General features: G+C 48.4%; 14 protein-coding genes. 13 read left to right on the top strand and 1 reads right to left on the bottom strand.

What is annotated here, in order from left to right; translation table 11 throughout:
- Nucleotides 1-3 precede the first annotated feature (3 nt).
- Nucleotides 4-744, top strand: coding sequence for an SAM-dependent methyltransferase (locus ACYQ2L_RS15005; RefSeq protein ID WP_460057395.1), 741 nt, complete (start codon nt 4-6; stop codon nt 742-744).
- A 34-nt stretch (nt 745-778) separates the two neighbouring features.
- Here ACYQ2L_RS15005 and ACYQ2L_RS15000 read toward each other — a convergent pair whose 3' ends face one another.
- On the bottom strand, nt 779-1,636 hold the full coding sequence (locus ACYQ2L_RS15000; RefSeq protein ID WP_460057393.1) for a GerMN domain-containing protein: 858 nt from the start codon (nt 1,634-1,636) through the stop codon (nt 779-781).
- A 27-nt stretch (nt 1,637-1,663) separates the two neighbouring features.
- On the opposite strand from ACYQ2L_RS15000, the gene ptsP reads away from it, so the two are divergent.
- The 12 genes from ptsP to grpE all read left to right on the top strand — a co-directional run bounded on the left by ptsP (nt 1,664) and on the right by grpE (nt 20,361).
- Nucleotides 1,664-3,424: a phosphoenolpyruvate--protein phosphotransferase gene (ptsP, locus tag ACYQ2L_RS14995; RefSeq protein ID WP_460057391.1), complete on the top strand. Its 1,761-nt coding sequence runs from the start codon at nt 1,664-1,666 to the stop codon at nt 3,422-3,424.
- Complete coding sequence (der, locus tag ACYQ2L_RS14990) at nt 3,402-4,778, top strand: ribosome biogenesis GTPase Der (RefSeq protein WP_460057388.1); 1,377 nt, start codon at nt 3,402-3,404, stop codon at nt 4,776-4,778. Before ptsP ends, der begins: the two co-directional genes overlap by 23 nt.
- Nucleotides 4,778-6,088 carry a MerR family transcriptional regulator gene (locus ACYQ2L_RS14985; RefSeq protein ID WP_460057386.1) on the top strand — a complete coding sequence of 437 codons (1,311 nt, stop codon included), beginning with the start codon at nt 4,778-4,780 and terminating at the stop codon, nt 6,086-6,088. Before der ends, ACYQ2L_RS14985 begins: the two co-directional genes overlap by 1 nt.
- Nucleotides 6,089-6,140: 52 nt before the next feature.
- Complete coding sequence (locus ACYQ2L_RS14980) at nt 6,141-7,040, top strand: hypothetical protein (protein WP_460057383.1); 900 nt, start codon at nt 6,141-6,143, stop codon at nt 7,038-7,040.
- Between the two features lie 82 nt (nt 7,041-7,122).
- Entirely contained in the window at nt 7,123-10,038 is a 2,916-nt protein-coding gene (locus ACYQ2L_RS14975; RefSeq protein WP_460057381.1) for a tetratricopeptide repeat protein, read from the top strand.
- Between the two features lie 2 nt (nt 10,039-10,040).
- Complete coding sequence (locus tag ACYQ2L_RS14970; protein ID WP_460057380.1) at nt 10,041-11,738, top strand: hypothetical protein; 1,698 nt, start codon at nt 10,041-10,043, stop codon at nt 11,736-11,738.
- Between the two features lie 28 nt (nt 11,739-11,766).
- A complete protein-coding gene (locus ACYQ2L_RS14965; protein WP_460057378.1) occupies nt 11,767-12,375 on the top strand; it encodes a MotA/TolQ/ExbB proton channel family protein in 609 nt (202 codons plus the stop codon).
- Complete coding sequence (locus ACYQ2L_RS14960) at nt 12,375-12,785, top strand: ExbD/TolR family protein (RefSeq protein WP_460057375.1); 411 nt, start codon at nt 12,375-12,377, stop codon at nt 12,783-12,785. The genes ACYQ2L_RS14965 and ACYQ2L_RS14960 overlap by 1 nt, the downstream gene beginning before the upstream one ends.
- A 2-nt stretch (nt 12,786-12,787) precedes the next feature.
- Nucleotides 12,788-13,822, top strand: a complete 1,035-nt coding sequence (locus ACYQ2L_RS14955; protein ID WP_460057373.1) for an energy transducer TonB — start codon at nt 12,788-12,790, stop codon at nt 13,820-13,822.
- Nucleotides 13,823-13,828: 6 nt separating this feature from the next.
- Entirely contained in the window at nt 13,829-14,488 is a 660-nt protein-coding gene (locus ACYQ2L_RS14950; protein ID WP_460057371.1) for an HAD family hydrolase, read from the top strand.
- Nucleotides 14,489-14,525: 37 nt separating this feature from the next.
- Nucleotides 14,526-19,649: a SpiroCoCo family coiled-coil protein gene (locus tag ACYQ2L_RS14945; RefSeq protein WP_460057368.1), complete on the top strand. Its 5,124-nt coding sequence runs from the start codon at nt 14,526-14,528 to the stop codon at nt 19,647-19,649.
- Between the two features lie 91 nt (nt 19,650-19,740).
- Nucleotides 19,741-20,361, top strand: a complete 621-nt coding sequence (grpE, locus tag ACYQ2L_RS14940) for a nucleotide exchange factor GrpE (protein WP_460057366.1) — start codon at nt 19,741-19,743, stop codon at nt 20,359-20,361.
- Nucleotides 20,362-20,386: the final 25 nt, after the last annotated feature.

Here is a 20,386-nt window from a genome sequence, read left to right as displayed (position 1 = left end):
GCGGTGAAGAAGGTTCTTCTCCGTGATGCTCTCCGTCGTTTATTTCCTGAAATCAATAAGGATCGACTCTTTGCCATGCTGCACGGCGGTGAAATTTCGGTAAACGGTCAGGTCGAGAGAGACGGGGCTGTACGTGTTCCCGAGGACGCTGAAATTCTTGTTCTGGGGCGGATTTCCCCCGGAGGCGGACGGGGTCGGCATAAACTGCAGGCTGCACTAGATGCATGGCAGTTGCCGGTTTCAGGGCATGTCTGGCTAGATGCAGGCGCCAGTACAGGTGGATTTACTGCTTGTCTTCTGGATAACGGAGCTGCTGCGGTGCATGCCGTCGATGTGGGTTATAATCAACTGGATTACAAGCTTCGCATTGATGACAGAGTGCATGTCTGGGAGCGCTGCAATATCATGCAGTTGCGTGATTATGATCCGCCTCCGCATGCATTCTGCATGGATCTCTCTTTCAGGTCAGCATTACAGCCAATTCTTACCGTGCTTCCCCAGTGTCAGTATTCCTGGGGCGTAGTTCTTCTGAAACCTCAGTTCGAATGGAGAGATCCTCCAGACTGGTTTAATGGCGTTGTTCCCGAGGATCATGTCGATGAGATTCTTGCGCGTGTTCTTGATGAATGGCGGCAGAATGGAGTGCATGTACTCGGGACGCTTCCTTCTCCTATCCGCGGTAAATCGGGAAACCAGGAATTTCTTGTACTGGTTTCCCTTTATGAGTCTCTAAGGACAGGGTAAAAGGTTTCGGACTATCGACTGCTTGCTGACTGCTTTACCGAAAGGAGTTTCTTCCCAGTGGTTGCCCGATATAGACACCATCTCCGCCCAGGTATTCAAGCTGCTGCCCGTTGATCAGGAATTGTACCCGATCGATTGTACCGAATTCTGTTGCCGTATACACTATTTGCTGCAATTGTGCTATAATTCCTTCAGTCCCAAGGGAGTTGAAGCGGAAATTTTCGTTAAAGTTCAGATATGCTACACGGTTACTGATGCTTGCTGACAGCAGTTGTGATCCTGGGGGAATAAGGTTTAATACACCTTCTCTGAGTTCATCTGCAGTCGGCCCGGCGATGAGGGCCTGTAGATTGGCTGTCAACGGGGTTTGGGTCGCAGGCATTGTTCGTGTTATCTTTCTGGGCAGGATGTTGCCTGCATCATTGACCAGAATGTAATATAGCGGCGCTGCCCTGGTATCACTGCCTTCTGCGGGAACAGGTGTATCGGATGCGGTCGGTGTAGAAGCATCTGGTTTATCTGCTGTTCTGTCCGGACTTTGCGGTTCTTCGGGTGTGGTTTTTTCTGTCTCACGCCTTGCCCCGTCATCCTGCAGGTCGATGCTGGGCTCCGTTGTCTGAGTTGGTTGTGTTTCAGGCCGGGTTGGTGATTCTGTTTCGGTCCCGGGTTTTACAGTGATTTCCGGAAGTGGAATCAGATTTTCCAGCTCCGGATCCGGTGTATCACCCCCGACACCAAGCCGCTCCTGCAGTATTTCAAGCAGTCCGGTTGTTTCCATAACCTGCTGGATATTCTGACGGCTTAGAAGAAAGAAAACGAGGATGAATAAAATGAAGGCAATCCAGAAAATGATTCCCAGTGATACCCGCTTGCGTGTTCGTGAGCGTCCCATAATATTATATCTATCGGAAAGAGATCTATGAAACATGAACAAGAAGCTCAACAGGAACAGTTAAAAGGTATTCCTGTTTCACCGGGAATCGCAATCGGCAAGGCTCTGGTATTTACCTCGCTGGATGCCGCTATCCCGCAGTATGAAATCAGTGCTGATGATATCAAGGACGAAATTGCTCGTCTAAAACATGCTATTGAATCAGCAACCCAGGATATTGACCGGATGCTTGAAGAGCAGAGTGATGGCGATGGTCCTTCTGTTATGGAGTCACATAAATTGATGCTTCAGGATCCGGATCTTGTAGACAGGGTCGAGAAGCTTATGGTTGCCCGGCTGAAGAATGTAGAGTGGATACTGCACAGCGTCATAATTGAACTTGTCGAAAAACTGGGACGGGCTCAGAGCGAGTACCTCAGAGAGCGGCGAAGTGATTTCCGTGATATTGAACGAAGAGTACTTAATCATCTCATCGGAAGGGCGCTGCCTAATCTTCAGAGACTGGAGAAGGACACCATACTGATTTGTGATGATCTGATGCCGTCGGATGCGATCAGTATGGATACGCGGCATGTACTCGGGGTTGCTCTTGATCAGGGCGGCAAAACCAGTCACACCGCAATCCTTACCCGAGCCTTTGAAATCCCTGCTGCCCTGGGGCTCAGCGATATCAGTACCAGGGCCAGGCATGGCGATACAGTCATTATTGATGGAAACAGCGGGGATGTAATACTCAGGCCCGACGCGAAGACCCTGAAGCTCTATGAGCAGAAGCGGAAGGACTGGCGCCGGCGTGAGGTTCAGCTTATGAGATATACGAATCTCCCGGCTGAAACACGTGATGGCAAGCTGCTATATCTCAAGGCAAATATCGAGATTCCCGAAGAGGTTGAATCTGTCATTTCTCATGGTGGTGATGGAGTTGGTTTATACCGTTCAGAGTTTCTGTTTCTGAAGTCCGGTCATCTTCCCTCCGAGCAGGAGCAGTTCGAGGTGTATTCAAGGGTGCTGGATGCGATGTCCGGCAAGACGGTTACTATACGTACCCTGGATATCGGCGGGGACAAACTTTTTTCTGACAGGTTTGACCATCGGGACAAGAATCCGATTCTTGGCTGGCGTGCTGTGCGCCTCTGTCTTTCCGAACCTGATTTGTTCAGGACGCAGCTTCGAGCCCTGTTACGGGCAAGTGTGCATGGGGAACTGAGAATTATGTTCCCGATGATATCCGGTCTTGATGAATTAAACACAGTGATTGAGTTCTATGAAGAGGTTAAATCGGAACTCAAACGTGAGTCTGTCCCGATTGCTGATTCCATTCCGATCGGAATTATGATAGAAATACCCTCTGCAGCAGTTATTGCAGATATCCTGGCCAAGAAGGTTGATTTCTTCTCGATTGGAACCAATGACCTTATACAGTATACCATGGCTGTGGATCGCGGTAACGAACGGGTAGCCTACCTGTACGAGCCATTTCATCCGGCTGTTATTCGATTGCTGACAACAATTATCCGAAGTGCCCACTCACAGGGAATACCGGTTGCAATGTGCGGTGAAATGGCAGGTGATCCGCTGGCAACTCTGATACTCCTTGGGCTGGGGCTGGATGAGTTCAGCATGGGGGCGGCAGCTATTCCGGAAGTTAAGCAGATAATCCGGAACGTGACACTGCTTGAGGCTGAGGAGCTGGTCGGGACTATCATGGACATGAAAAGCCATGATGAAATTCATGCCTATATTACCGAAGTAATGGAGAAACGATTTGATTACAAAAGAAATACATAAAGCGGAAAATCTACCAAGGGTAGCAGTGGTGGGTAGACCTAATGTCGGCAAATCTACATTGTGCAACCGCTTGAGCAAGTCCCGGAGATCTATCACAGACCCAACTCCTGGAGTTACCAGAGATCCGGTTGAATCAATCTGGGAGCTGAAGAATTCAGCTGTCAGACTGGTTGATACCGGTGGAGTCAGCTATTTATCTGATACCATGGCCCAGCTTATTACTGCCAAGGCAATGGAGGAAATCGAACGGGCCCAGGTTGTTCTGCTCATGCTGGACATCGAAGACCTGCTGCCGGAAGACTATGAGATTATCGAGCAGCTCCGCAGGTACACTTCCAGAATTATTCTGGTAGTCAACAAGGTTGATAACGAGAAGCGGGCACAGGAAGTCTGGAATCTCATGGAGCTGGGCTTTCAGGATGTTGTATCGGTTTCAGCAGCACATGGCCTTGGAATCGATGATCTTGAGGATGCCGTCTGGCCCCGTTTGACGGCCCATTTTGATGCTAATCCCTACGAGCCTGATGCTGATAACCAGCAGCAGTTTGATCCCAAAGAGCCAATCCGAATCGGAATTCTCGGTCAGCCCAATACCGGTAAATCAACACTGGTTAATCAGATTCTGCAGGAAGAGCGCTCAATAGTCTCAGAGATTGCTGGTACCACCAGGGATATTGTTGAGGGGGTTTTCAGATACGACGGTGTTGACTGGACGATTATCGATACTGCAGGTATACGACGCAAGCGGAAGGTCACTGAATCGATTGAATACTTCAGCGTAACCAGAGCAATCGGTGTTATAAAAGATGCCGATGTGGTTTTTCTGATGATTGATTCCCTGAAAGGCTTGAGTGATCAGGATAAAAAAATCGCCGGTCAGATTGTGAAGCATGGCCGCGGTGTCATAATGGTCTTGAATAAATGGGATCTTATGCCCCAGGTCGAGAACCAGCTTCAGGCTGTAAAAGATCGTATCGCATATTTCTTTCCGATTCTGGGATTTGCTCCGATTGTTCCTCTGTCAGCGATTAATGGTGAAGGCGTGCAGGATCTCCTGAAGCTGGCGCTACGCATCCGCGTGCAGCTTCATACCAGGATTGAGACCGGCCCCTTGAATAAATACCTGCATGCCTGGATGGATGAAACACCGCCTCCTACCAAAAAAGGTAAGCGCTGGAAAATTCGTTATATTACCCAGGTCAGTACAGCACCCCTGCAGTTTGTTTTATTTGTAAACAGAGCCAGCGATTTTCCGGAAAGCTATGAACGCTATATCCTTAATCGCATACGCAAGCAGTTCGGACTGACTGATGTTCCTGTTTCTATTGAGCTGCGAGACGCGCGGGGAAAATAATGCAGGGTAAAACACTTGCTGAAGTTTGCGATGAGTTATCTGTCAAACCGCATATTCTCCGATACTGGGAGGAACAGGTGCCATGGCTTGCTCCCGAAAGGAGCATGGGCGGGCATCGTGCATATAGTGAATCACATGTGCATCTTCTGTTTCGTTTTAAATACCTGGTCGAAACGCGTGGTTTTACCCTGCAGGGGGCGGCTGACCAGCTCATAAGTGAGAATACCGGAGCAGCGGTTGAAATCAAGAGCAAGCTTCATCCTCTGAGGTATTCGCTTCTCCAGCTTCAGGGCTCACTGAAAAGAAATCCTGTTTCTGCGTTTCATGATGTAGTAGAAGCAGGCTCTGCTGCTGAAGGTAAGACTGCTGCAGGTAAAGCCGATACTGCGAAGTCAGCCAGCATAAAGCACCCTGTAGAGGATTTCTTTCCCGGCATTACGTCGCTGGGGATTGATGCGCAGCTGCATCTTCTTCGGGATTATTCGGCTTTCCGTTCCGAATTCCGTCTTCCCTTGCAGGATTTTCTGTATCCGGAAGCTGCCGGATTTCTTCCGGAACCTGCCCGGGAGGTGCGCCGGAAGGTAAATATCATTCAGCCTTCCAGTAAAGGTTTATTCCCGGGAAGCCCAACGCGTCCGCTTGTAATTATTGCTCCTGTCTATAGCAGTGTTCATACAGTCGCAGCTGTATCCGGACTGCTGCAGCTTGTCGAGGATTCGGACTCCATGCATCTGGTGCTACTGTGTTCTCCCGGTGAAGATGAGGATTATATTCACGAGGCTTTGACATTTGCGGCTGGATGTTCGAGGATACATGTTCATCCCCTGCCTGTATTTCCTGATATCAGTCCGGAAAACCGATTGATTCTTTCACCTGATCAGGTGATTTCCAGATATTACCCGGGTCCGGGAATTGCCTTGTCTTCGGTGCTCGGTGGAATGATCCTGCATAACGCACTTGTCTGGTATCACCCGCTTGGATTGCATGGTCTGTCATTCAGGCTTCCTTCAGTAGCGATGCTTGAATGGATTGATCAACATGATGAGATTTCTGCTGTTGTTCCAGTCGCACAGGGGGCAAGGGGCAGGAGACCGATACTTCCTGTAGTTGCTCTCAGAATACAGGATGGGCAGTGTCCTGGGCTTCTTCATGGTTTTACCGGCTGTTCAGTAGTACGGGAAAAAATTCCTGTTATTAATCGTTTGGACAAACCTGACGATATTATTCAACAGGAGGTGCGACGGGTTCGGGCATCAGTAACCGACCTCGTTAAACAATCAGCACATGTTTCAGTTTATTACGAGAAATAAATTTTTTTTAAACTCTATAAGTCTTTTTTGTCTAAATCTTCTGTGTCTCGGTTTGTTCCTGACATCTCCTATTGCTGCTCAGGTTGTATTCCAGAGCCGTCCCGGGGGATCTGTTATTCCGGATTCATCCGAGACACGTCTGCTCTATGCTGGTGAACTTGATGCGCCGCTTCGACAGATCCTTTCGAGACAGTCCCGGGAGCATTTTCAGAGGACAAATCTTGAGTACCTGCGGTATGAAGTAATCGCAGAACATGATGCGGTCTATCAGCTTTTTCTTTTTCGCCGCGGGGGCAATCATCCGATCGACAGTGCCGGAAACTACATAATCAAACGAAACAGGGAAACAGGCTTGTACGAGCAGGTCAAGATTTTCCTGCTCTCCGATCCTGATTTTTTTGTCAGGATATTCCCGGTGTCCAATAGCTTGAGTAGAATGGATGTCATTATAGCCGGAGATACTGTTTATCGAGGTGTCAGAATTCCGCTCTCCTTTCAGCGGATACTTATAGAACCTTTTGATATGATAGTAAGTCTGACATCGAATATTGTGCCCTGGAAAAAGCTTGTTCCTGGAAAGACGGATGACCTTGATGCATTTTCCAGGGAATCAGCCTCCGGATTTCGGGACAGCGCGGTGTTGCCGGCTGCCTACCGCAGACCTGCAGCGACAGAAACAATCCCCATGGATACCTTGCGATCAAGAATTTACTATGAGTACGTCGCTGAACCCGGGGTCATGTTTTTCGGGAAAGTATACAGTTCAGAGCACTCAAACAGGCAGGTTCTCACCGATGATCTCTACATCTTTCCATACAGGGAAGAATCAGGACGTTACAGAACGGCAGTGTTTTCTGCAGGCAGGCAGATATCACTACATGCTCTGGCGGCAAGGTTCCCGGAGGCATATTTCGAAGGAGATGTGTATCGTCCGGATTTTTTATCCCGTTAAAGGTGTATATGAGACACATAAACCTGCAGCTAGTTTGTAATCCCCTTTGAATTATTCCTGTCTTTGGTGTACCTTATAAGCCATGAAACGATTAATCGCGATGACTGCGTTATTTTTGATCATCGTATTACAGCCGGTGTCAGGGCAGACTGCTGACAGGTTTTTATTCCAGTCCGCCGAACAGCGTTTTCGTAGCGGAGACTATACGGTAGCCCTTGAACGCTACGATCAGTTATTGCGGGAACATCCCTCCAGCGAGCTGATTCCGGATGTACAGTTCCGTAGAGCTGTAACCTACTATCAAATCGGCCGCTATCAGGATGCTGTTGAACTTTTTGACCGCATCCAGGTCCGGTACCGCTCTACCCGATTTCTGCAGTTTGTTCCTTATTATCAGGGTTTGTCTCATTTTCAGATAGGGAATTATCAGCAAGCTGTTGATATTCTGTCCATGGTACAGGTGAGGGATGATGGATTACGGCATGAAGCCCGCTTGTACATTATACGGAGCCAGATTGCCCTTGGGCGTACAGCTGCTGCTGCCGATGGTCTTGAATCCCTTCTGCGTGTATCCGGTTTGTCTCCAGAGATTCGCGGGATCTCCGCTGCTTTGTATGTCTCACTTCTGAATGATCTCGAGGAATACAGTGAAGTTATTTCGTTTATAGACAGCTCTGATATCTCTGCTGTACCCGAGGAGTGGCGTGCTCAGATTCTGTTGTTTTATGCCGAGGCCTTGTTTCATGAGGGATTCTGGGAAGAAGCGAAGGAACTGTATGAAACAATCAGTAATGAGAGTGTCGAGATTGCTACAGTGGCTTTTCAGCGCTTGTTTATTATTGCCCAGAGCGGAGGAAACCTGGAAGAAGTTGCCTCCGTAATTCAGCGTGCTGAGCAGGTTCTCGCTGGACGCAGCAATGTTCTGAGGGATTTCTGGCTGAGGGTTGGATTGAGCAGTTTTCAGGCGAAGTCATATGATATCGCAGAGTTATATTTACGTCGTGTCTGGGATCTCCGGGGCATCCATCCTGTTGATGCAGTTGTTCCTCTGTACCTTGCAGAGCTGGCTGAACTGCGTGGGGATGTTGCATACGCCAATTCTGTGCTTCAGGTATATCTCGAGCAGAACATGAATGACACGGTACTGTTCAGACTGGCCAGTCTACAGGCTAAAAGCGGAAACTGGGAGAGTGCACAGAATAGTATAGCTCAGTTCAGAACCCTGTATCCTTCATCCCCGTTGTTTCCGCAGGCTTCGTATCTGCATGCATATGTGTTTCAGCAGCAGGGTCGTCACAGGGAAACCCTGGGAATTATCCGGGATCTCCAGAGCAGGGGGTTAACCAGTAATCTCCATCAGGATCTTCTTAGACTCGAGGCACAGGCACATCGTTTTGTCGGAGACTCTGCCAGAGCAATCGACAGTTTTCGTGATTATCTGTCACTGCGTCCGGAAGATGTAGCTGCTGCTGTCGAATATATAACCCTTCTGTTCGAGCAGGACCGGTTTCTGAGCGTAGAGCAGGAAGCAGGTTCAGTACTTGAAAGATTTCCTGATCTCTCGACAGAAAGACCGACAGATTACGCCAAACTATCCTACTTGCGGGGACTTTCTGCGGTCACTGCAGCAGATTTTGAAGCTGCAGTCCAGCATTTTGAGCCTTTTTCCATGATCGATCCGGGGCTGATTCAGCCTGACAGTGATATTGAGGCGATGTACCCCTACAATCTCTTTTACCACGCCTGGTCTCATTATCAGCTCGGGGATTTTTCTTCCGCCCTTGGATTATTCCGGCGAATTATTTCAAACCATCCTGGCTCTGCAATCGCTCCGAGGGCCTTGTATCTGGCGGCCTGGAGTGCATTTGCAGATGGTAATTTTGCTGAATCCGAAAATATTCTGCGCAGATCTGCAGATTTCGATTTTGATACTGAACTCGCTGCAGATGTAAAATACCTTCTTGCCCAGTCCCTGGTGGAACAGCGGAAGGAACTGGATGCGCTTAATGCATACAGGAATGTTTTTGCTGATTATTCCGGATCGCGGCGCGCTCAGGAGGCACGATACGGTTATGCGGAAACGCTGCTGCGGCTCGAGCGTCGGGCACAGGCGGCTGAGGCATTTGCTGCCGTACATGAGCGTTATCCAGATAGCTATTTAGGTCAGGATGCCCTGTTCCGTCAGGCAGAGCTGCTGTATCGGGACGGTGAGTACCGCTCGGTCCAGGAAATTCTGTTTCAGTACAGGACAAGGTATCCAGACGGCAACCGAATTGATGAAGCCTTGTACCTCGGAGCACGAAGTGCTGAGGAATTAACTGAACCATCAGGTGCGCTATTGTTATGGAACAGACTCGTTCAGGAACATCGCGATAGTCCGTACCGCTTTGATGCCATGATGAATGCTGCCCGCCTGCATCGTGCGCGTGCCGAATACCGAAGTGCACTCAATCTTGTTTCCGAGGCAAATTCCAGGTATCCGGAGCAATCGGCAGCAGCAGGCGGACAGAGAATCGCCAACGAGCTTGTACTGCTTGTCGGCGGCTTGTCCGAACGTGAGGCAGAGCTTCGTGTGCAGATCGAACAATCCGGCGGGGCAGGCAGTAATGACGGCAGGGCTGCAATTCTTGAACTCGGCCGCCTGCTTACATACGACACTTTTGAAGGAGAGGCTTCAGTTGATCGTATTCTGCCGCAATTGCAGGCTGTGTCGCGCATGTCCGGTGAGAATGCGGATCAGGCTGCAGAGGCCCATTTGCTGCTGGGAGAGTATTATTTCCGCAATAACAGTCTTGAGCGGGCTGCAGAATCCTTTCTTGAGGCCGCATCAACTGTTGTAAGTGACAGAGACCTGCTGGCGAGAAGTCTGTTTCGCGGTGCAGAAGTCCTGGTGCGTGATAACCGGATGAATGCCGCCAGAGATCTTGTAGACCGGATTCAGCAGAATTTTCCACAGACTCAGTGGAGTGAAGCGGCTGGCCGCCTGATAAAGGATTGACCATGAAATGTAGACTGAAATTAATAATAATTCTATTGGCGCTGCCTTTCGTAGCTGCTGCCCAGGAAAACAGTCCGGATGCACCGGAGATCGTGCTCCCGACTGCATTGCTCCGGGTTGAGAGTATTCCCTTTGACCAGGTTGAGACTATTCTGCCCGGAAGCTCCCAGATCGTACTTCCTGATATGGTGGTGCCGATGCCGGAGCTCCAGGAAATGGATGTTAAAGCCCGAATCCTGCTGCCTGAACTGGAGCTTGATCTGGGCTCGGTAGAGAGTTCAATTTTCAGTACCGGAAGTATAACAGCCGGTACAAGGAATCTCATTGAAGGTCGACTGGGAGTGTTCAAGCTCGGGCAGGACCCGCGTTTTCGACTTACATTTCTGCATAATGGAATGGACGGCTACGGTACCGAGCCTGCAGGCACAGGTTTCTTTATGTCCCGTCAACAGCTTGACGGATGGCTTGGATCTTCGGCGGGGCCTGTTGAGTATGAGGCTTCTCTTGCGTTTACTGAATCACAGGATGGGCTGCAGCGATTTTCAAATACCTATCATTCATCTGTAATTCGTTTGCTCGATGGATCGATTTCGGCCAGATTCAGACCCGATGAGTTGGTAGGTGTGTACGCCTCTGTTGAAGCAGGGACTGCTAACAGGAGATTTACTGTTTCCAGTACGGGCAGTACTCCGGAATCAGATGGCGAGCTCTTTATCCGACCAGAAGCAAGGGTTGCTATTGAATTGCCGGTTTTTTCTATCGGTATCGATATTGATTATGGTTTTCAGCAGCTCTCACCAGGTGAGGCAGGTACTGCCTCAGCACTACAGGATGCTTCCATCGGCCTCAGTTTCGATGCTCAGCCCCACGCTACCTGGGATCTGCATGGCTCTGCCGCAGCTGGCTGGATCGTAGAAGAGAACCGGTTTGAGTATCCCTTCGTTTTCGGTCTGCAGTACCGGCATCTGGACTGGCTTTCCCTGGGATTAGATGTCGGAAGGCGTGTTCAGACCCAGCATCTCAGCACATACTGGAATACATTGCCCTTGCTTTCTGTTCCTGCTGCACCGGCAATTTCCGGTGAATGGTTTTCGGCATTGCGTGGACAGGCAGATCTGCTTGACTACAACCTGCGGGTTCTTTTCGGACTCGAATATGTGTCATATTCCGGGCGCTTGAATCCCGGACGACTGCGTGAAACCAGTGTTCAAACTGACCCGGACTCTGATCAGGATACGGAGACCGAGGTATTTCCTGTTCTTGGACATCCTGTCGCGTATGATTCCGGAAACGAGATCCTGCTGGATCTGGAAACCATATACCAGTTCAGCAGACTGCTGCGTGGGGAGTTACTGTACACTGCCGCTATTCCTCTCGCTGATAGTCCTGCGAATTCGATGCGGCCACAGCATTCTGCCAGTTCGAGACTGCATTTTACCAGTGAGAATGGTCTTCATGGTAGTTCAGTAGATCTTTCTCTTCCGTTCTACTCTGATGCTGTTATGCCTTTTCTTGATCTTACAGGTTTTACTCATGTAAGTGAGGGAGTTGTGTTACGTGCGGGATTGATTGATGTTTTGTCATTACTGATAAACGGTAATAGGTATGTGTTCGGACAGAGCGGGCAAGGCGATAATATGTTTTCACCGTTCATTGAACCGGGTTTCAGACTGCAGTTGACTGCAGAGATTACGTTATGAGTCAGGGAATTAATGGAAGGATTGTTTTATGATGGTATTAATTGGTCAGGGCGGGATTATTCTTGTTCTCATTATGTTGCTCTCGCTGGTAGCTACTGTAATTATTATTGAGCGCTTGCTGTTTTTTAATCGAATACGTTCTGATGAAGATAAACTGCTTCACCGGCTTAAAAACAGCCTTGAAAAAGGGCATATTGAAGAAGCGATGAGCATTTGTGAGCAGAGTCCGACTCCCATCACAAATCTGATGAAGGTAGGAATCGAGCATCGTCAGTATTCCTCCGAGGTAATTAAAGGTGCAATTACAGATGCCGCAAATATGGAAATACCCCGTATGGAAGGGCCTCTGTCATTTCTTGGAACAATTGCTCATATAACCCCGCTGCTTGGGCTGCTTGGTACCGTTACCGGTAACATTGCGGCGTTCGGAGTGCTTGGTGAATTCGGTATGGGAGGCGATCCGGCTATGCTTGCGAGGGGAATCTCAGAGGCTTTGATCACAACAGCCGCCGGTATTATAGTTTCTATTCCCGCTATCATCTTCTACAATTACCTGGTGAGCAAAGTCAACCATTCGATCATCAGACTTGAAAACCGTGTTGGAGAGCTCGTACTCTTTCTGAAGGGGAAGGCCTGATGCAGTTTCGCAGAAGACTACAACCTAATGCGAATGTAGATCTGGTACCAATGATAGATGTTGTATTCCAGCTTGTTGTGTTTTTTATGGTATCCAGTACATTTGTTCTGACCCCGGGAATTGCATTAAATCTACCTGAATCGGGAAGTGCCGAGTCTATTGTGACTACACCAACAGTTGTAACAGTAGCTGGCCCCGGAGAATATTATGTGAATCGAGACCCGTTTAGTCTCAGCGGGCTTGACCAGTATTTTTCCGAGCTCAATGAAAGTTGGCCGGAGAATGAACCGAGAGGTATAGTCATAGAAGGAGATCGGAATACCAGCTATGAGAGTATAGTTCAGGTGCTTGATGTACTTAGAAGAAATGACTTTCGCGGCGTCAGTCTGAAAACCAGAGAGGCGGAGTAAGCGTGGTAAAGACTGTATATCAGACTTCACGCAGCCGCTTTTTCTGGGGACTCGGGATTTCGTTGCTGCTGCATATTCTCGTTTTCCTCCTGATACATCTATCCGGCATACAGCGTACTTCTGTCCCGGAATACGCAGGGATAGTGTTCATCGAACTGGCAGATTTTGATTATCAGCCTATTGAACCGATTCCGGAAGATATTGTAGATCCTCCTGCTGAACCTTCGCCCGAGTTGCTGCCCGAGGCTGAACCGGATCCGCCTCCTGTACCGCAGACTGTGCCTGAACCTGCTCCGCCCAGTGAGCCGGCTCCGCAGCAGCCAGCCTCTCCGCCTGTACAGCACACACCTCCACCTTCGCAGCCCCCTCCAGTCCAGGAGGAGGAGCAGCTTGAGTTCCAGTTTCAGCAGCCCGTTCCTGACGCAACACTCGTTCGGCCTGACACCCAGACCGATCCAGCGCCTTCTGCACCTGCTCCGACTGTCAGCGTTCCCGATGGACCAACTGAGTCGGAAATAGCATTCCGCAGACAGAATCTTGAGGAGTTTCAATCATGGCTTGATTCACAGGAGGATATGAGTTCACCTGCAAGCACTGATGCTACTTCTCCGGAAATCCGTACATCAGCCCTCTCTGAAGAGCGGCTGCGCGAAATTGACAGGGTCCTCTCTCAGATCGCCGGACCGCAGCAGCAGGTAAGCTCAATAAATATTTCAGACGATGACAGATCCGATTCCGGCGTCCAGGATGGATTTGTTCCGACGCTGGGCGGGGACAGGACCAGAATAAGCGGCTCTGATCCAGTTCTCGGGTCTACTGTTCTTCGATCTACTGATCCCCCGGTGCTCACGGCAATGGTGAGTTTCATCGTTGATGCCGACGGCAGGGTTGTTGGCTTGCAATTCGAGAAGTCTTCAGGTAATAATGAGATAGACGCTCGTATTCGGTCAGCGGTTCAATCCTGGAGATTTACTCCGGTTCCGGATGCCCGTAACGCAAGGGGTGAGATCACGTATACAATTCGAAGAGTACAGTAGGGGATCATGAGTATACAGGCAGTAATTTTTGATGTGGATGGAACACTGTATCCGAATTCTGCAATGTACCGACACAGTGCATTGTATGTAATCAGAAACTTTTTCTTTTTCAGGAACTTTTCTCAGATCCGCAAGGACATCCGCAAATTTTCGGAAATCGATGACTTTTATCAGCTTCAGGCCGATTTGCTTGCCCGGAGGTTAGGTAAAACTACAGAACAGACACTTTCTCTTATCAATGAAAAAGTCCGGCAATGGGAAGACCGGCTTGCCGGTATACGATTTGTTTCCGGTATCGAGAACTTTTTGCATAGACTCGATAAGGAAGGAATTCCAAGAGGATTATTATCTGATTTCCCGGTTAAACGCAAACTGGATATTATCGGACTTGGTGAAGGATGGTCATGCTCTATGTCAACCGAGGAAATCGGGTATCTGAAACCGGACATCCGGCCTTTCCATGCCGCAGCTGATGAAATCGGAATTCCGGCAGATAGAATACTGTATGTGGGGAATTCCTACTCATATGATGTTCTTGGTGCCAAGGCAGCTGGTATGCAGGCAGCTCATCTCTCAAGAAAAACATACAAGGATTCTATTGCAGACTTTACATTTACCGACTATTCTCAGCTGGAGGGGTGGGTTTTTAGCGGATTGCATAACTGACTTGTAATCCATCATGTATACCTAGGGAGGGGACTACATGTTTACTATTGGCGATGCAATTGTTCTGGTTGTGGTATTGATAATCCTGGCGGTATACCGTCAGCTTGATGTAAACAACAGAACGCTTGAAAAAGTGCGGAGATACTCTGATAAGGCTCAACAGGATCTTGACAGAATTTCTGCCCAGAAAGCAACAGAAATCAGGGATATGGCTCTCGAAGTCGATGTCCATCAAAAATCTGCAGTTGAGGTTCTAAAGCGCCTGGTCGCTTCCCAGGATGAACTTAACTCTAAATCCGAACAATTTGAAAGCTTCTCACGACGGATTCAGGAATATGATGCCGCTCTGCATGAACTGCTTGAGATGACGCACAGGGCTGAAGAGAATATCGGTAGAGTTCGGGATGAAAGCGAATATATCGATAAAGTCGGTAAGCGTATTAAAAATACAGCAGGACAGCTTGAACAGCTTGAAAAAAGAATACCGGGAATCACTCTTGAGTTTCAGAAAACCAATGCTGCTCAACTGGAGAAGGAGAGAAAGTCTCTGGTTGCATATACTGCACAGCAGCTCGAGGATTTTTCACAGAATATAGAAGGTATGCACGAGAGAATCCATGATTTTCAGGATCATGTTCAATCTGTTGAAGCCCGTGGTGCAACACTACAGAGCGATGTCGAGAACTCGATCAGAAACATATACGAAGAACTTGCGCATGAGGCAGAAAGCTTTTCCGATCGAAAGCTTAATGAATTCAGTGAGGAAATCGAGCTGAATGTACAGAAAGCAGCAGACTCCTTCGAGACTCTCGAAAACAATGCTGATGCTGTTATCCGAACATCTGCTGACCGGGTTACCGAGCTTAAAAATACAGCTGAAAAATCACTTGCTGAATTGCTTGCTCGTTTTTCTGAAGCGGAAGAAGATTACACCCGCAAACTTGAAGATGTTGCAGCACGTGGTGAGCGTATGGAAACTGCGGCATTGCAGGGTATACGTGAGCGAATTTCCGGAAATATCAAATCAGTGGAATCGCTGCTTGCAGACTCAGTATCCAGCATTCAGTCCGGTATTCTCGCTCAGCGCGAGGATCTGTCAGAAGAAATTCGTGCATTTTCAGAAGAATATATGGATAAGCAGCAGGAGATAGCAAAAGCGGCAGATGAGTTTTTACGAGGTCTCGAGAGCCGTTTCCAGCGAGGCACGCAGGAAATTGACGAGAAGATACTTGCTGTTCAGAATGGTCTTTCCGGTGCTGAAGAAATGCTGTCTCTGAATTATAACGATATAATTGCACGTCTGGGGTCGTATACCGAGGATTCTGATTCCACCATCCGGACGCTTTTTTCAGAACTGAATGAGAAAATTGAGAGCAGTGAGCAGAAATTTTCCGAGGCTTTGCAGCTCAGTGAGCAGAATTCCCATAAACATATGAATGTCAGGTTTTCCAAGCTGACGAATGATATCGATGCGGAAACAGGTGCGTTGAGAGAGAGCCTGGATCACAGAGTAACACAACTTCAGCAGTTAACCCAGGATCAGCATGACAACATTGATACAATGTTTCAGGGCTTGAAGAATGAGGTAGAGCAATGGTTGGGTGGCATCAAGGCTGATATTCATGAGTTTGAAGAAAAAGAGTCAATGCTCAAAACTCAGATATACAATCTTGAAATCGGACTTAACAGTACTGCTGAAGGACTGGACTCCCGTGTAAATGAGTTCGGTACAGATCTTCTCCGTCAGCAGAGTGAGCTTCGGGAAGGTTTTATTCAGTTCCAGCAGGATATCCTGAATCAGGAAAATGAACTCCAGGAAGTCCTTGACGGATTTATTGAGGATGTGAACTCTCAGCTTCCGGGAAGACTTGCTGTCCTGCAGGATCAATGGGGTCAGGACTGTGAAGGACTGCAGGATAGATTCAACCAGAAACTACAGCATATTCAACAAAGTCTCCTGAATGCTTCCGGTGAGCTTTCAGAATCCTTGTCCGAGCAGCGTCAGAGTTCGAGTCTCTTGATCAGTGATTCTGTTTCCGATATGACCAGAGAAATTCTATCTGATGTCGAGGCTCGGCTTGGTGCAGCAGAAGGCGATTATAACGAGCGGCTTTCAGTGGTAGAACAGCAGGGAGATTTCTTTCAGGGAAAACTCTCGGAGATGAGAGAATATGTACAGGAAGCTGTACAGTCAGCCGAACAGTATAAGCTGGATTCAGCAGCTTCACTGGAGGATGCAGCCACTGCATTACGTGAACGGCTTGCTGATCTTCGCAGCTCCTTGAACCAGGAACTTGTTTCTGTGCGCGATGGAAGTTTCAGGAGTTTTACATCCCTGAAAGAGAATCTTCAGAATGATTTCTCCGGATTTCAATCAGAGATCAGAGAGGAACTGGGAGTTGTCAGGGATAATATCGATCAGGAACTCAACCTGGTGCAGTCAAACAGCCGGGAGAAGAGCAGTCAGGTTGAGGCAGAGTTTATGCAGAGCCTGCGTTTGCTCGAAAACAGCATGACTGATCGAAGTTCCGAGATTGAACATGAGCTTCTTGAGGTCAGAGAAAAAAGTCAGCAGAACGCCGGCAGAATCGAGGCAGAGCTTATGCAGGGCCTGAGCCGGCTTGAAGGCAGCATGTCTGCTCGTAGCAAGGAGATTGAAGAGGAGCTTCTGGGAGTCAAGCAGATCAGTCTGCAGAAGAGCAGCAGTTTTGAATCCGAAATGGCTCAGAATCTGGGATTGCTGGAAAACAGACTTACAGAACGGGGCCGGGAGATCGAGCTGGGTTTCTCAGAGAAGACCCGGGAAATCGAAGAGAGCCTTTCTTCACGAACTGAGGAGATTGAGCAATCCTGGTCCAGGCGAAGCACGGATCTTCAACAATTGCTTGAGACAGCATATGAGAACATTCATCAGGATCTTGAGGAACGGCATAAGGATGCCTACAGTAAAATGGACAGTGGAATTGCCGGTTTGGAAAGGAAACTCCTGGGACTGGTCGAGTCACGCATAGGTGAAACCGAGACAATGGTCGGAGCCAGACTGGACAGCATACATCTGGTGGCTGACGATATCGATCAGCTTGAAGATCAGCTTCGGAACATGATACAGCGCTCGGGTGAAGCCCTGCATAATGAGATCAGTTCTCTGGGTGAGCAGCTTATTTCACAGAGAAAGGAAGATCTTCTCGCAGCACAGACGGATATGGGTGTTGTCAGACAGGAAATGCAGGCCCTTGAGAGCGGGTTGGATGAACTCAAAAAACAGGCTTATGACAGTGTAAATGCCAAGCTTCAGATGTTCGAGGATGACTTCTTTAATGATCTCCGCAGTAGAACCAGTTCCATGGAGAGCCAGCTCGCTGACTGGCAGGATTCGATTGCTGAAAAAATAGAAGTGCATACTGTCGCTTACAGCGAGGAGCGTCAGTTGCTCGAACAGCAGTATACGAATTCTCTCAAGAATTCACTGGCGGATATGCAGCAGAAAAGCAATCAGCAGTATGAAAGGCTTTCGGAACAGCTGCAGGAAACCGAGAAGATCCTTCGACAGCATTATGCTGATATAGAACAGCAGGCTGAAGGCGCAGAGGAGCAGATCCGGACGGAGCTCGAAGAAATCAGGCAGCAATCCAGAGAGCAGCTTGTTCATGAACTGCGGCAGCATTCCGATGAATATTCAGCTCAGATCAGGGAGTTCGAGAAGTCACTTCAGACAGAATTGAGGGGACTGCAGGAAAACGCCCAGGCTGGAAAACTACAGCTGGAAACTGTTCTGGATGCAACGCGTGCTGATGTTACCCTCTGGCAGACAGAAGTGCTCCAGAAGTTGGGGAGTGCGGAAAAGAATATTGACTCTGACATAGCCGGGTTGAAGCTTGAAACAGAAAACAGCATTGCATCTGTCAGGGATGATTTTGCAAGGCAGAGAGATATTCTCATAACCCAGACAGAGCAGGAACGTGAAAACCTGCAGAATCAGATGCAGGCAATGTTTAGTCAGGCTGCAGAACTGGACCAGCGCTTGAGCAGTGAGATCAGCAATGCTCTGGAAAGCTTCGCTATTCGATATGAACAGTATCAGAGTGAATTCCTTTCAGGTATGAAGGAGCGCGAGCAGGGAATAGATTCCCGTTTCCGCGAATTCCGTGGACTTGTTCAGGATACACGTGAGAAGTTTGATTCTATGGAAGACAAGCTGTTCAGCAAGCTTGAGGACAGGGCTAATCTGTTAGGGCTCAATGTGACTGAAATCGAGAAGCGTCAGAAAGCATTTGTTGAGCAGACCAAGATATTTGAACGGGCCGATTCACTGAAAATCTCTCTGCAGGAATCAATAGAGGAACTGAAAACTGATCTGCAGCGAGTTGAAAACCAGAGAAAAGAACTTAGAGAAATGGAGACACAGTTCCAGAAACTGCGTAAGCTTGGAGATGAAGCGATCGAGAAAATGGGCCGCTTTACGCAGGAAAAACGACGGATTGATCAGTTGGAGAGTGGATATCAAGAGCTTATGCGTCTTTCCCAGGCCGTTGATGCTCAGGTGCAGATGCTGACTGACAGTCATGATACCATGCAGAATATGCAGATCAAGATCCGTAGCCTGGAAGAGCTTCAGGAATCTGTAAATGAGCGATATGAGCGAATGCAGACCAAGAGCGATGTCATTAACGGAACAGCCCGTGCGATAGATGAGGGTTTCCAGAAAATTACTCAAATGGAAACTGCTATGCAGGATATAGAAGCCGAATTGTCTTCCGTTCCCGGTCAGATCAATGAAATCAAGCAGATGATAGGGTCTCTGCACAGCGAGAAAGAAAGTGTTGAGCAGGCGGTAAATCAGCTGGCAAATCTTAACTCGATCATGAATGATGTAGAGGCCAGGATAAACAAGGTTCAGACCGCGCGTGAATGGCTTGCAAGAACTGAAACAAGATTCGATGAGCTTACCAGGGAGGCCGATGAGCAGCTCAGACTTCTTGGAAGTCTGTTGCGCGAGAAGCCTGACGATAACAAGCGTAAGTCAAATGAGGCGCCCTCAGTACAGGCGAGGGATACGGTGATCAAGTTGTCAAGAAACGGCTGGCAGGTCGATGAAATTGCAAAAGCTACAAAACTCAGTCCGGGTGAGGTGGAACTGATACTTGAGATTGCTCATAAATGAGCAGGCCCATGTATAAAACCAGTATCCCTTGACGATTGGCAGCATATATCGGTATCTTATGCACACAATTCAAGTTAACTCGAGGAAAAGAATGGACAGAGATGAAGTATGTGAAGAGGATCTTGGCCGAAGCGGTAAATCCTCTGCAGCAGAAGAGCAAGCAGACACGGATTCTGCTTCAAGCGTGGATATCGAGACTTCAGAGGCCGAAGGTGATGAAGCTATCCAGAGCGATGACTTACTCGGAAAGCTTGAAGCCAGGATTGCTGAGCTCGAGGAAGAAAACAGCGAACTGAAGGATAAATACCTCAGAAAGCACGCAGATTTCGAAAATTTCCGTAAGCGGATGCTGCGAGAGAAAGAAGAATTTGCAAAATATGCCAATCAGCAGATTCTTTCTGATCTGGTATCTGTAATCGATGATTTCGAGCGGGCCATAAGTTCGTCAGTCGGCTCAAATGATTTTCAGTCCTTTCACGATGGAATCGTGATGATTGAAAAACAACTGGTAAGTATGCTGGAGAACCGATATCACCTGACAAGATTCGATGATCAAGGTCAGGAGTTCGATCCGCAGCGTCATGAGGCTGTCGCATCTGCACCTGCGGCAGAAGGGCAGGAGAGCGCGAAAGTGGAAGAGGTTTTCCAGAAAGGCTACCTGCTTCACGATAGAGTGATTCGTTCGGCAAAAGTAAAGGTATCAATGCCCTAGTGGCAAAGTATTACACTGATTAATT

Source organism: Spirochaeta dissipatitropha, from assembly GCF_054657935.1.
This window is presented reverse-complemented; position numbering and strand designations above follow the sequence as displayed.

Coding starts and splice junctions, on each gene's coding strand:
- ACYQ2L_RS14965 (WP_460057378.1), top strand. CDS start 11,767: ATGATGGTATTAATTGGTCAGGGCGGGATTATTCTTGTTCTCATTATG.
- ACYQ2L_RS14950 (WP_460057371.1), top strand. CDS start 13,829: ATGAGTATACAGGCAGTAATTTTTGATGTGGATGGAACACTGTATCCG.
- ACYQ2L_RS15000 (WP_460057393.1), bottom strand. CDS start 1,636: ATGGGACGCTCACGAACACGCAAGCGGGTATCACTGGGAATCATTTTC.
- ACYQ2L_RS14975 (WP_460057381.1), top strand. CDS start 7,123: ATGAAACGATTAATCGCGATGACTGCGTTATTTTTGATCATCGTATTA.
- ACYQ2L_RS14960 (WP_460057375.1), top strand. CDS start 12,375: ATGCAGTTTCGCAGAAGACTACAACCTAATGCGAATGTAGATCTGGTA.
- ACYQ2L_RS14985 (WP_460057386.1), top strand. CDS start 4,778: ATGCAGGGTAAAACACTTGCTGAAGTTTGCGATGAGTTATCTGTCAAA.
- grpE (WP_460057366.1), top strand. CDS start 19,741: ATGGACAGAGATGAAGTATGTGAAGAGGATCTTGGCCGAAGCGGTAAA.
- ptsP (WP_460057391.1), top strand. CDS start 1,664: ATGAAACATGAACAAGAAGCTCAACAGGAACAGTTAAAAGGTATTCCT.
- ACYQ2L_RS14970 (WP_460057380.1), top strand. CDS start 10,041: ATGAAATGTAGACTGAAATTAATAATAATTCTATTGGCGCTGCCTTTC.
- ACYQ2L_RS14945 (WP_460057368.1), top strand. CDS start 14,526: ATGTTTACTATTGGCGATGCAATTGTTCTGGTTGTGGTATTGATAATC.